This window comes from Pseudomonas sp. JS425, from assembly GCF_018223845.1.
In the GTDB taxonomy this organism is placed as follows: domain Bacteria; phylum Pseudomonadota; class Gammaproteobacteria; order Pseudomonadales; family Pseudomonadaceae; genus Aquipseudomonas; species Aquipseudomonas asiatica.
This window is the reverse complement of sequence record NZ_CP073661.1, coordinates 2,256,080-2,268,811: the sequence shown is the minus strand read 5'-3', so window position 1 is coordinate 2,268,811 and position 12,732 is coordinate 2,256,080. Positions and strand designations below refer to the sequence as shown.

The following is a 12,732-nucleotide window of genomic DNA, read 5'->3' as shown; positions in this document are numbered from 1 at the left end:
TCCACGGCCTCTGCGCGGCATTCAGGCGCAGGCTCATTGGCTTTGGCGGATGGCGTCCGCGCTGCTCTGGCCGTTTACCCTCCCCTTCAGCACACTCCCGGCACTCGGTGCCAACGGTGCCGGCCAGCGCATGCTGGCCCCCGGCAGCACATAACCCAGCAAGCCATCGGCCAGTGGTTTGCTCTGGCTGCCCTGCTGCACCACCACATCAGTCAGGCGTGCATGCACCGGGCCGGTGTTGCGCAGTTCCACGTACGGCTTGCCCTGCACGGTCACTGCGCGCCAGCTGAGTTGCGGCTTGCCGACGCCCTCGGCATTGCCCTTGCCCTCAGGGCCTGCCTTGCCCCACAGGCCTTCGCCGTAGACGAACAGGGGTACCGAGTAGCGCATCTGCAGGCGGATCGCCGCGGTGGTGCCGGGCTCGGCCTTGTCGACCGGGATGGCGGGCGGGATTTCGTCGATGATGATGCGGTAGGCCTGCTCCTGGCCGACTGGCGAGGGGCCGGTGCGGGTCAGGCGGATCAATTGCTTCTGCCCGGGGGCGACGTTGGCCACCGGCGGGCTGCCAATGATCTCGCGCTGTGCCTGGTACTGTTCCTGGTAGTCACCTTGGCGCCAGGCGAACACCCGCACCTGCAGGTTGGCCGGTGCGGTTCCGCGGTTTTCCAGCCACAGTGCGCCAGCCTTCTGGTCAGCCTCCAATACCGGGTCGATCGGCCAGATCAGCACCGAGGTGGCCGCCCAGGCTGGCAGGCTCGCCAGCCACGATACTCCGATCAATCCTCGCGCCCACTTCGCGCCTGCCCCCATGAAGCTCTCCTTGGATACTGGTCATTAGTGCCGATGCATTCACCAGGTCACCGTCACTTGCACCACATCGGTGTAAGTCCCCGCCGGCATCATGCCGGTCAGCTGAACCCGCCCGTACACCGGCAGCTTGATCGCCGTCGGGTCGGTATAGCTCACGGCCACGCTCTGGCCGATCCCCAGGCTCTGGCTGTACGCCGCGTCCCGGTACAACTGGTAGGCCAGCACCTGCGTGCCGCCCGTGCGTTTGAGGTTGCGTGTGCCACTGGCACTGTTCTGCCCGCCATCCACGCTCATGCTCAAGGCCACGCCCGGGGTGCACTGGAAGGTCACCGTGGTACCGCCCAACGAGGTGCCGAGAGTTCCGGTGGCCAGTGCCGACTGCGATCCGTAGTCGAGCGTCCCGTAGCTGGTCACGCCGCCCACCACCAGGCACCCGGCGACGATCTGCGCCGTCACCAGGAAGCTGCTGGTGGTCGCCGCATCCAGGGGCGCGGCCAGCAGCACGCCAAGGACGCTCATGCCGCCCGCCAGCCAGCTGCGCATGGTTCAGAACGACAGCTCGACGGACACTGTGTCGGTGTACTCCCCCGCCGGCAGGCCGACCTTGCCGCGCGCCTGGCCATACAGGTTGACGGTCTGGGCCACACCACTGCTGAGCGGCAAGGTGATGGTGCCGTTGATGGCCAACACCTGCGTACGCCCGGCATCGGTGTAGAAGTCGTACGGCACGAAGTTGCCGACGCCATCCGCCAGCGCACGGCTGCCCCCGGCCGACTGGCCATCGTGGGAACCTGCACCCACGCGGATGACTGGTACCGTGCCAGCCGAACAGAGAATGCTGATCGCCCCACCGCCGCCGCCGATTACCTGGCCGTCGGCGGTGTTGAACAAGGCATCGTGAGTGCCGAAGTCCAAGGTACCGAAGTCGGCCCCCGAGGAGGCTGAGCTGCCGTTGACCTGACACGCTGCGGTCAAGGTCAGCGTCGACTCGATAGTCCCGGTGGTGGCGGCCTGCGCCTGGTAAGTCAGCATCAGCCCCAGACCGGCGAGGATGCAGCGTGAAAGGTTCGTTCGCATCGAAGTCTCTTTGTGTCGTTACCAGTCCAGGGTCACCCTCAGGGTGTCACGGTACAGGCCGGCTGGCAGCGCACGCGGTTGCGCCACTACCACACCGTAGATGGGGATCGGTATCTGCCGGGTACTGCTGATGGTGAAGGCACGCGCCTGGCCGATGCCGTAGCGGCTGTTACCACCTGGGTCGATCGCCAGTTGGTAGGGGATCAGCTCGCGGCCGTTGCTCAGCCGCCGTATGCCGTCACTGCCATTCAGGCCGCCGTTGATGCGCACGTTGAACGCCCGCACCTCGGGCGTACAACTGATCTGCAGGCTGCCTTCGCCGCTCACATCATCAACCCGGCTGCGCAGCGGCTGGTCCCAGTTCGGTCCGCGCTCGCCGAAGTCCATCACGCCGGGGTTACCCACCGTTGCCGGTTGCGTCTCGTTGCTGCTGATCTGGCAAGCACTGCTGATCACCAGCCGCGCCTGGATGAAACCGGTGCTGGTGCCATGCGCGGCACCACCGGGCACCAGCAGCGGGCCCAGGGAAAGCAGCAGGATCGAGGTGCGGTTCATGGCGTCGCGTCCTTGAGCATGGTTGCATCCCTACCAGGTGACGGTGACTTTGAGCAGGTCGGCGTACAGGCCTGCAGGCGGTACCCAGGCCAGCTTGTCGATCCGTGCATACAACGGCAGCTCGACCGAACCGCTGTCCGGCACCCGCGCCGAATGCGCCACATTCACCGCCAGCGGCTCGCGCCAGGCAGCGTCGCGGTAGAGGCGATAAGGTATGAGCCGGGCCGTGTCATCGTCACTGGCCAGAAAGCGCAACTCGCCGACGCCGCCATGCTGCCCACCATCGACGCGGACCTGATAGGGGGTGTGGGGATTGCATTCCAGGCGTGGCGGGCGCTGGCTCAGCAGCGCGCCGGTGAGCGGCGCACCAGGGCCATCCAGCCGTGCAGCAGCGCCCAGGTCGATGCGCCCAAGCATCGCGGGGCTGGTTGACCAGCATGCAGCCACGCTGCACCAGCACCCGCACTTCCACCAGGAAGTCCGCCGCCATTGCGCTGCTGCTCAACATAAGGCCCAACAGGGCGGCCAGGTAGCGCTCCGTCACCTTATTATCCTTGTCGATGTCTGCTGACCTGAGCGTAGCAGCGACGTGACATCACGGTACTGGCATCGAGCCATTTTTTTGTATTAGCCAAAAAGCGCTACCACCTGAAAAAAAAACCACACGACACAGAACGCATCGCCGGCATTCTCCTCAAATGGCCAAGGGCCGTTATCCCGGCGGGTATTCTGTTAAGGTGTATTCCCTTCATCCTGCCTAGACTCATGCGGCATGCATGGAAGGACACGACAGGAGCGTTTTCATAGATGATTGCAGACAGCACGCTCACCCAAGCCCTCGAGCGCTGCGCCCAGGAGCCGATCCAGCTACCTGGCAGCATCCAGCCCCACGGTTTTCTGCTGGTGCTGGACGAAACCGACATGCGGGTACTCCAGGCCAGTGAAAATGTCGAGCATTGGCTGGGCATACCGGCCAGTGAACTGATAGGTCGCGAGTTCGCCGAGCTGGTCAGCGGTGCCTTCGACTTGCGCCTGCACCTGGCCCGCCTGCCGCAGGACGAGGTCTTTCCGTTCCACATCAGCGATGTGCACCTGCGCCAGGACGCTCCATATAGTGGCAACCTGCACCTGCTGGTCCATCGTCACGACCAGGTGCTGATCGCCGAATTCGAACCCCCTCGCCTGCCGGCCGATCTTGTCGGGCAAGGCGACTACTACCCGCTGGTGCGCAGCTTCGTAGGCCGCCTGCACCAGGCCGGCAGCCTCGAGGAACTGCTGCAGCAAGCAGTGCTGCAGCTCAAGCGCATCACCGGCTTTGGCAGGGTCAAGGCCTATCGCTTCGATGCCGAAGGCAACGGCCAGGTGCTGGCCGAGGTGGCCGACCCGGGCTACCCGAGCTACCTGGGCCTGTGTTTCCCCGCTTCGGACATACCGCGCCAGGCGCGCGAGCTGTACCGAATCAACCGCATCCGCGTGATCGAGGACGCCAACTACCAGGCCTCGCCGTTGCTGCCCGCTGCCAACCCACGCACCGGCAAGCCGCTGGACCTGAGCTTTGCCGCGCTGCGCAGCGTGTCGCCAGTGCACCTGCAGTACATGCGCAACATGGGTACCCTGGCATCGATGTCGCTGTCGATCGTGGTCGACGGGAAACTCTGGGGCCTGGTGTCCTGCCACCACGAACAGCCGCGCCCGGTGGACTTGCGCACCCGTACCGCCTGCGAACTGCTGGCCAGTGTGCTGTCGCTGCAGATCGAATCGCGCGAGTCCCACGCCAACACTCGCCAGTTGCTCGAGCTGCGCCAGCACATCGTGCGCATGATCTCGTCCATGGCCGACCATGACAGTGTCGGCGACGGCCTGCGCGACTTGCCCGAAGTACTGCTGGCCTTCGCAGGCGCCCAAGGTGCCGCGGTCATTTCCGCCGAACGTTGCGACCTGATCGGCAAGACCCCTCCGGCCGCGCAGGTAAACGCCCTGGTGCACTGGCTCTCCCAGCGTGGCGAAGAGAGCGTGTTCCACAGCGACAACCTGTGCCGCGACATCGATGAACTGCCCGAGCTCGCGGCCCATGCAGGCGGTGTGCTGGCAGTGGCCATTTCGCAGATCCACTCGCACTACCTGCTGTGGTTCCGTCCCGAGCAGGTGCGCACGGTGAACTGGGCCGGGCAGCCGAACAAACAGGTCGGGCCGCAGGGCAACCTCGACCCGCGGCACAGTTTCGATAGCTGGCAGGAAAAACTGCGCGGCTACTGCGAACCCTGGCACCCGCTGGTCATCGAAGGCGTGCAGGAGCTGCGCACGGCAGTGCTGGGGATTGTCCTGCGCAAGGCCGAGGAACTGGCGCAGCTGGCTGGCGAACTGCGTCGCTCGAACAAGGAGCTCGAAGCGTTTTCCTACAGCGTGTCCCATGACCTGCGCGCCCCCCTGCGCCATATTGCCGGCTACTCCGAACTGCTCGGCGAAATCGAGGGCCAGGGCCTCAGCGAGCGCGGCAGGCGCTTTCTGCAACACATCGAGGAAGCCGCGCATTTTGCCGGAAGCCTGGTCGACAACCTGCTCAACTTCTCGCAAATGGGCCGCTCTGCCCTGCGCCTGTCCGAGGTCGACCTCAACGCCCTGGTCGAGGCCATTCGCAGCGAACTGGCGCCCGACTACCAAAACCGCGAAATTGTCTGGGACATCGCCCAACTGCCCAAGGTGGTCGGTGACCCGGCGTTCATCAACATGGCCTTGCACAACCTGCTGGCCAACGCCATCAAATACACACGTGGGCGCACCCCGGCGCGCATCGGCATCAGCGCCGTGCAACATCCGGGCGAAACCGAGATCTGCATTCGCGACAACGGCGTGGGCTTCGACATGGCCTACGCCAACAAACTGTTCGGCGTGTTCCAGCGCCTGCACCGCATGGAAGACTTCGAAGGCACAGGGATCGGCCTGGCCAGTGTTCGTCGCATCATCGAACGCCATGACGGTCGGGTCTGGGCCCATGGCAAGGTTGGCCAGGGTGCTACCTTCCACTTCACCCTCCCGCGCCACCCCGCGACCACTTGAGGCACCGCTACCATCATGCTCAAACCCATCCTGCTGGTCGAAGACAACCCACGGGACCTGGAGCTGACGCTCCTGGCGCTGGAACGCAGCCAGTTGGCCAACGAGGTCATCGTGCTGCGTGACGGTGCCGAGGCACTCGACTACCTGCTACGGCGCAATACCTATGCCGAACGTGACGATGGCAACCCCGCCGTGTTGCTGCTGGACCTGAAACTGCCAAAGGTCGACGGCCTGGAGGTGCTGAAGGAAGTGCGCGCCACCGCCGAGCTGCGCAGCATCCCGACGGTGATGCTGACGTCCTCGCGCGAGGAGCCCGACCTGCTGCGCGCCTACGAGCTGGGGGTGAACGCGTACGTGGTCAAGCCGGTGGAGTTCAAGGAATTCGTCGCCGCCATTTCCGACCTGGGGGTGTTCTGGGCGGTACTCAACGAACCCCCACCCGGCTCGCTGCGCCTGAACCGGCGTGGCAGCATCTAAGGTGGCCGCGACGATGCAGCCAACGCCGCTGAAACTGCTGATGGTCGAAGACAACTCGATGGACGCCGAGCTGACCCTGATGCGCCTGGAACGTAGCGGGTTGCAGGTGCAGGCGCAGCTGGTGTTCGACCATGCCGGTGTCGAGCAAGCCCTGAGCGAGGCCCACTACGACCTGATCTTGTGCGACTGCGTGCTGCCGGGCTCGTCCGGCACCGATGTGCTGGCCATCGCCCAGCGCCTGGCACCCGACATTCCGTTCATTTTCCTGTCTGGTATCTATGGCGAAGAACATGCGGTGGAAATGATCCGCCTGGGCGCCACCGACTATGTGCTGAAGAAGAACCTGCCGCTACTGCCCAAGGCCGTGCGCCGGGCCCTGACCGAAGTGCAGGAGCGCCAGCGCCGGCGCCGCGCCGAAGAGGCCCTGGCAGACGTCGAGGCACGTGCACGCATTGCCATCGACGCTGCCGGCATGGGCACATGGGACATGCGCCCGCAGGAAGGCCTGTTGTTGTGGGATGACCGCTGCAAGACCCTGTTCGGTCTACCCACCGATACTGAAATGAGCCTCGAGGTGTTTTACGCCGGCATCTACCCCGACGACCTGCCGCAGGTGCGCGAGGCAGTGGAACAGGCCATGTGCCCGGAAGGTGGCGGCCTGTATCGGGTCGAATTCCGCATCGCCCAACCCGACGGCCTGGAACCGCGCTGGTTGCTCAGCAGCGGCCAGAGCCGGTTCGTCAACGACCAGTGCGTGCGCTTTTCCGGGGTGTTGCAGGACATCCACACCCAACGCCTGGCCACCCAGGCACTGCGCCAGCTCAACGAAATGCTGGGGGAAAGGGTCGAGCGCCGCACCCGCGAACGCGACCGTGCCTGGGAGCTGTCGCAAGACTTGCTGGCCGTGCTCAACAAGGACCTGACCCCAGTCGCGCTGAACCCCGCCTGGGAAGCCAGCCTGGGCTTGTCCCGCGAACGTCTGAGCCAGTCGTCCTTGCTGCACCTGCTGCCCGAGCATGACCAGGAACTGATGCTCACCGAACTGGCCGCCCTCGCCCATGGTCGCACCAGCGCCCGCTTTGTCGGGCGTATCCTGGATGCCGGTGGTCTGCAGCGCTGGTTGTCTTGGGTGGTGGTGCCGGAAGACACCCTGCTGTATGTGGTGGCACGCGACATCACCAGCGAGCGCGAGGCCGCCCTGGGCCTGGCCGAAGCCAACGCCCGCCTGCGCGAGCAGATCGCCGAACGCGAACGCATCGAGGCCGCGCTGCAGCAGATGCAGCGCCTGGAAGCGGTCGGCCAGCTGACCGCCGGTGTGGCTCACGACTTCAACAACCTGCTGACGGTAATCCTCACCGGCGCCAGCTTCCTTGAGCGCGACCTGGCCAAAGCCGACCTGGAAAAGGCCAGTGCGCGGCTCAAGCACATCCGCGAAGCCGGCGAGCGCGGCGCCAAGCTGACCTCGCAGTTGCTGGCTTTCTCCCGCCGCCAGCGCCTGGAGCCGGTGGCGCTGAACCTCAACCGCACCCTGGCCGGGCTGGAAGAGTTGCTGCGCCGCACCTTGGGCGGCAATGTCTCGGTGCGCCTGGACCTGGAACCAACCCTGTGGCAGGCCTTGACCGACCCGACCCAGACCGAAATGATCATTCTCAACCTGGCGATCAATGCCCGCGATGCCATGCCCGACGGTGGCCAGCTGACGCTGTCGACCCGCAACACCCGGATCGACGCACGTCCACAGCGCCCGGAAGACCCGGACCCTGGCGAGTACGTGATGCTGAGTATCCGCGATACCGGCTGCGGCATGAGCGAAGAGGTGTTGGCCAAGGTGTTCGAACCGTTCTTCACCACCAAGGATATCGGCAAGGGTTCGGGCCTGGGCCTGGCCCAGGTATTCGGCTTCGCCAAACAGTCCGGGGGTGGCGTGCGCATCGACACCACGCCGGGGCGTGGTACGCAGGTGGCCGTGTATCTGCCGGCAGTCAAGGGTGAAGCCGTCAACGAACCGATGCCGTCGCTGCTCAGCCACTCGACTAGCGAAAGCGGTTGTAATCGCACCGTGCTGCTGGTGGATGACGACCATCTGGTACGCGACATGCTTGGTGATGTGTTGCGCCAGTACGGCTACCAGGTACGCCAGGCGCACAGTGGCGAACAGGCTTTGGCCTTGCTGGATGAGCAGATCGACCTGCTACTGAGCGATTTCGCCATGCCCGAGTTCAACGGTGCGCAACTGGCCCTGGCGGCGCGCGAGCGCTACCCGCACCTGCCGGTGGTGCTTCTTACCGGTTATGCAGAGTTGCAGGGACTGGAGTTGCCGGGCAGCCTGGTGATCCAGAAGCCGGTAAAGGCCGATGAACTGGCCCGCTTGCTGAACGAGATGCTTGGAACGGCCAGGTGACCGAACAGAGCCTTCGGCAAAACCTGTGGAAACGACAAAGCCCAGCGCTTGTATTTCCAAGCACCGGACCGAGATACGTTTGAAGCAAGAAAATGGCAGGGGCGGCTGGATTCGAACCAACGCATGGCAGGATCAAAACCTGCTGCCTTACCGCTTGGCGACGCCCCTGTATCGGATGCAGCATCTGCTGCTCTGACAATTCCAACTGAGTGACAACTGGGTTGTTGTCTTGGAATGCGCGGCACTTTAACAACAAACTTTCGGTCTGTGAACCCCCTGATGAAAAAAATTACCAAAAAACAGCGAGTTAGTCATTTTCGCGGTTGGCGAGGCGACCATCCGTCGCTTTCCGCCCGCTTGGCTTCAACACAATCGCATTCCTCCCTTCCAATCAGATGAGCCATCTGCATTGACCAAGGAGGACCCCATGCCTGTCTCCCACGATCTTTATCAGGACTTGCACTACCCGCGCGAAATCGTCCAGCAGCGCCGACAGCAGGACAAGGCACTGGACCGTCTGCTGGACGAATACATGGACATCGACAACCAGGTGCTGGCCGCCGAGTCGATTTCGGCGGGCAACTTCGAGGATGAAGACCTGCGCCGCCTTAAAGAACGTCGGCTGGCAGTGAAGTACATGATCGAGCGCCAACTGGAGCAAAAGGCCTGAACTAACCCTGCAACATGGCCAGCGTCAGGGCGTCCGGCTCACCGTCGTAGAACTGCACCAGCGCCAGCTGGAACAACGGGTTGCCGGGCGCGGCCTGGGCGAACAGGGTCAGGCACGAGCGCAGCTTGAGGTAGTCAGGGCTGCCGAGCATTTCACGGGCACTCTTGTCATGGTGCTGCAGCAGCGCAGTCACGCACGCTTGCAGGCGCGGGCCGAGCAGCGGATGAGCCAGGTAGGCACGGGCTTCGTCGATACCGGCCAGCGCATAGCGTTCGGCCATGGCGCTGTGGCCCAGGCCATCGAGCTGGGGAAACACGTACCACATCCAGTGGCTGCGCTTGCGCCCGGCCTGCAGCTCCTGCATCACCTGGTCATACACTGGGTTCTGCGCCTCTACGAAGCGCTGCAGATCAAAGTCGGCGTGCATGCTCGCCCCTCCTCGCACCGGTTCCAGCCTTTACTGTACGCCTGCATGGCGAACCTATCTCGTCAGGCGATGATTGCCGCGCACTTTCTGTATTAGTCAAAATGGCTGCCCTCGGGCAAGCTGCACCCTGCCCTGCCATCGCCCAAGGAGCTTTGCTTTTGCCTGCCTGGATCCCTACCCCGCTACGCCAGCTTGGCCAACGCCTGCGCGGCGCCGCCGCCAACCAGAGCGAACTGCTCGGCTGGTTCGAGGACAAGGCGCACAGCCGCGGTTACCAACTCAGCGACGGCCAACTCCGGGTAATCCACTGCATGGCCGAACAGCTGGCGCAGCTCGAACAAGGCCAGCCACGCAGCCTGTACCTGTACGGTTCGGTGGGCCGTGGCAAGAGTTGGCTGCTCGACGGTTTTTTCCAGGCCGTGCCGGTGCAGGCCAAGCTGCGCCTGCACTTCCATGACTTCTTCGCGCGCCTGCACCAGGGCATGCACCGCCACCGGGCGCTGGATGATGCACTGGGCGCGACCCTCGACGAGCTGGTGGGTGATTGCCAGGTGCTGTGCTTCGACGAATTCCATGTGCACGACATTGGCGATGCCATGCTGCTCACGCGGCTGTTCAATGCGTTGTTCAGCCGTGGCGTATTCCTGCTGGTGACGTCCAACTATGCACCCGAAGGGCTGCTGCCCAACCCGCTGTACCACGAGCGCTTCCTGCCGGTGATCCGCCTGATCAACAGCGCGATGGAAGTGCTGGAAGTGGGGGGCGATACCGATTTCCGCAGCCTGCCGGCCAACCGCGAACATCAGCGCTTTACCCGGGGCCACTATGTCTGGCCGGGCAATGCAGCGCAGCGCCAGGCGCTGAATGTGCCCGAGCCGCAGCCGGTGATGCTGGAAGTGAACAAGCGCCCGCTGCGCGCACTGGCGGTGGACGGCCGGCGGGTGGTGCTGGGCTTTGACGACCTGTGCGAAAAGGCCACGGCAGTGATCGACTACCTGGTGCTGGCCGGGCAATTCGATGAGTGGATCATCGATGGGCTGGATGACTTGTCGGAATGTTCCCTGGCGGCGCAGCAGCGCTTCGTCAACCTGGTGGATGTGCTGTATGACCAGGACCGGCAGGTGCTGGTGATCGGCAAGCGGCCACTGGAAGAAAGCCTGGGCGGGCCGCTTGCCGACCTGATGCGTACGCGCAGCCGGTTGGGGCAGCTGCATCAGGTAGGACCCTAGAACTGCTTTGCCCGGGCCGGCCTCTTCGCGGGCACGCCCGCTCCCACAGGTATTGCACAGTTCTGTAGGAGCGGGTTTACCCGCGAAGAGGCCAGCCAGGTCAAACCCTCAGCCAGCCCTGGGCAAATCCGCCAGCACCGCCTCGATCTCCCCCAGCACCGCCGGGTCATCCAGGGTCGAAGGCGGCACATAGTCCTGCCCGTCGGCAATCTTGCGCAGCACCGCCCGCAGAATCTTCCCGGAGCGGGTCTTGGGCAGTCGCTTCACCAACCGCACCCGGTTGAAACATGCCAACGCGCCAATCTCCTCGCGCACGCTGCCCACCAGGTCCACCAGCAACTGCGCCTCGGCAATGCCCTCGCCGTCCTTGAGCACCACCAGCGCCAACGGCACCTGCCCCTTGATCTCGTCATGCACGCCAATCACCGCGCACTCGGCCACTGCCGGGTGGCGTGCCACCAGGTCTTCCATCTCGCCGGTGGACAGCCGGTGCCCGGACACGTTGATCACGTCATCGGTGCGCCCCATGATGTAGACGAAGCCGTCATCGTCCAGGTAGCCACCGTCACCCGTGTGGTAATACCCCGGGTAAGTCCGCAGGTAAGCCTGCAAGTAACGCTCGTGGTCGCCCCAAAGCGTCTGGCTGCACCCGGGCGGCAATGGCAGGGCGATGACGATCGAGCCCTGGTGGTTGGGCCCCAGCAGGTGGCCCTCGTCATCCAGCACGCGCACGTGGTAGCCCGGCACCGCCCGGTTGCTCGACCCCGGCTTCGCCGCGCTGCCTTCCAGCCCTACGCAGGGCGCGGTGACCGGCCAGCCGGTCTCGGTCTGCCACCAATGATCGTGCACCGGCTTGCCACTGACCCGCTCCAGCCACTCGTGGGTGCTGGAATCCAGTTTCTCGCCAGCCAGGAACAACTGGCGCAGCGAGCTCAGGTCGTGCTTGCGGATCAGCTCGCCCTCAGGGTCTTCCTTGCGGATGGCGCGCATGGCCGTGGGCGCGCAGAACAATGCATTGACCTTGTATTGCTCCACCACCCGCCAGTAGGCCGAGGCATCCGGGGTGCGGATCGGCTTGCCTTCGTAGAACACCGTGGTGCAGCCGCTCATCAGCGGCCCATAGACGATCAGCGAATGGCCAACCACCCAGCCCACGTCGGATATGCCCCACCACACATCGCCGGCCTGCATGCCGTAGATATGGCGCATGGCGAAGCACAGCGCGACGGCATTGCCGCCGTTTTCCCGCACGATGCCCTTGGGTTTGCCGGTGGTGCCAGAGGTGTACATGATGTAAAGCGGATCACCCGCATCCAGTTCCACCGGTGGCACCGGCTCGGCTTTGGCCAATGCCGCCTGCCAGTCCAGGTCGCGGCCTGGCTGCAGCTGGGCACGCGCCTGCGGGCGCTGCAGCACCAGCACGTTGCGCGGCTGGTGGCGGGCCAGTTGCAGGGCACGATCGACCAGCGGCTTGTATTCGATTACCCGGTCGAACTCCAGCCCGCAGGACGCCGTCAGCAGCAGCGTCGGCCGGGCATCGTCGATGCGCAAGGCCAGCTCGTTGGCGGCAAAGCCACCGAACACCACCGAGTGCACTGCGCCAATCCGCGCACAGGCCAGCATGGCCATGGCCGCCTGCGGCACCATGGGCATGTAGATGATCACGCCATCGCCCTTGTTCACCCCCAACTGGCGTAACAAACCGGCCAGGCGCGCCACCTCGTCACGCAGTTGGTGGTAGGTGTAGGCCTGTTGCACACCGGTCACCGGCGAGTCGTAAATCAGCGCCAGCTGCTCGCCACGGCCCTGCTCGATCTGGTGATCGAGGGCCAGGTAGCAGCTGTTCAGGCGGCCATCGGCAAACCAGCGGTGGGTACCGTCGGCATTTTCTTGCAGCGTGAGGGCCGGCTTGCGGTGCCAGGCCAGGTGCGCGGCCTGCTCCGCCCAGAAAGCGACAGGGTCGGAAATGGAATGGGCGTAGCTGTGCTGGTAGCTCATATCGAAAGAAACCCGGTACTTGTTGTTATTG

At 64.5% G+C, this 12,732-nt stretch carries 11 protein-coding genes, 1 tRNA gene and 1 pseudogene; 5 read left to right on the top strand and 8 right to left on the bottom strand.

Features of this window, described 5'->3' with window-relative positions:
- Positions 1–33 precede the first annotated feature (33 nt).
- From KDB76_RS10430 to KDB76_RS10410, 5 genes and pseudogenes are all read right to left on the bottom strand, one after another.
- A complete protein-coding gene (locus KDB76_RS10430) occupies positions 34–810 on the bottom strand; it encodes a molecular chaperone (RefSeq protein WP_023662546.1) in 777 nt (258 codons plus the stop codon).
- A 39-nt stretch (positions 811–849) separates the two neighbouring features.
- Positions 850–1,353: a spore coat U domain-containing protein gene (locus KDB76_RS10425; protein ID WP_013971931.1), complete on the bottom strand. Its 504-nt coding sequence runs from the start codon at positions 1,351–1,353 to the stop codon at positions 850–852.
- Positions 1,354–1,356: 3 nt separating this feature from the next.
- The gene (locus KDB76_RS10420; RefSeq protein ID WP_023662547.1) at positions 1,357–1,887 is read right to left on the bottom strand and encodes a spore coat U domain-containing protein; all 531 of its coding nucleotides are present in this window, start codon (positions 1,885–1,887) and stop codon (positions 1,357–1,359) included.
- Between the two features lie 18 nt (positions 1,888–1,905).
- A complete protein-coding gene (locus KDB76_RS10415; protein ID WP_003256412.1) occupies positions 1,906–2,442 on the bottom strand; it encodes a spore coat U domain-containing protein in 537 nt (178 codons plus the stop codon).
- A 30-nt stretch (positions 2,443–2,472) separates the two neighbouring features.
- Positions 2,473–2,986 (bottom strand): annotated as a pseudogene (locus KDB76_RS10410) (spore coat U domain-containing protein).
- A gap of 263 nt (positions 2,987–3,249) precedes the next feature.
- Here KDB76_RS10410 and KDB76_RS10405 point away from each other — a divergent pair.
- From KDB76_RS10405 to KDB76_RS10395, 3 genes are read left to right on the top strand one after another with little or no spacing between them, the layout of a single operon-like run.
- Entirely contained in the window at positions 3,250–5,499 is a 2,250-nt protein-coding gene (locus KDB76_RS10405; RefSeq protein WP_013971928.1) for an ATP-binding protein, read from the top strand.
- 15 nt (positions 5,500–5,514) lie between these two features.
- Positions 5,515–5,976 carry a response regulator gene (locus KDB76_RS10400; RefSeq protein WP_013971927.1) on the top strand — a complete coding sequence of 154 codons (462 nt, stop codon included), beginning with the start codon at positions 5,515–5,517 and terminating at the stop codon, positions 5,974–5,976.
- Positions 5,977–5,989: 13 nt separating this feature from the next.
- On the top strand, positions 5,990–8,377 hold the full coding sequence (locus KDB76_RS10395; RefSeq protein WP_013971926.1) for a hybrid sensor histidine kinase/response regulator: 2,388 nt from the start codon (positions 5,990–5,992) through the stop codon (positions 8,375–8,377).
- A gap of 93 nt (positions 8,378–8,470) precedes the next feature.
- Here KDB76_RS10395 and KDB76_RS10390 read toward each other — a convergent pair.
- A tRNA-Gln gene (locus KDB76_RS10390) sits at positions 8,471–8,545 on the bottom strand.
- Positions 8,546–8,804: 259 nt separating this feature from the next.
- Between KDB76_RS10390 and KDB76_RS10385 the strand changes: the two genes are divergently transcribed.
- Positions 8,805–9,047, top strand: a complete 243-nt coding sequence (locus KDB76_RS10385; RefSeq protein WP_013971925.1) for a DUF465 domain-containing protein — start codon at positions 8,805–8,807, stop codon at positions 9,045–9,047.
- 1 nt (position 9,048) lies between these two features.
- Here the strand turns inward: KDB76_RS10385 and KDB76_RS10380 are convergent, their stop codons facing one another.
- Positions 9,049–9,474: a DUF1810 domain-containing protein gene (locus KDB76_RS10380; RefSeq protein ID WP_003256418.1), complete on the bottom strand. Its 426-nt coding sequence runs from the start codon at positions 9,472–9,474 to the stop codon at positions 9,049–9,051.
- Positions 9,475–9,632: 158 nt separating this feature from the next.
- Here KDB76_RS10380 and zapE point away from each other — a divergent pair, with 158 nt between their 5' ends.
- Complete coding sequence (zapE, locus tag KDB76_RS10375) at positions 9,633–10,703, top strand: cell division protein ZapE (protein ID WP_031324969.1); 1,071 nt, start codon at positions 9,633–9,635, stop codon at positions 10,701–10,703.
- 108 nt (positions 10,704–10,811) lie between these two features.
- Here zapE and KDB76_RS10370 read toward each other — a convergent pair whose 3' ends face one another.
- Complete coding sequence (locus KDB76_RS10370) at positions 10,812–12,701, bottom strand: propionyl-CoA synthetase (protein WP_038409233.1); 1,890 nt, start codon at positions 12,699–12,701, stop codon at positions 10,812–10,814.
- Between the last annotated feature and the right edge of the window lie 31 nt (positions 12,702–12,732).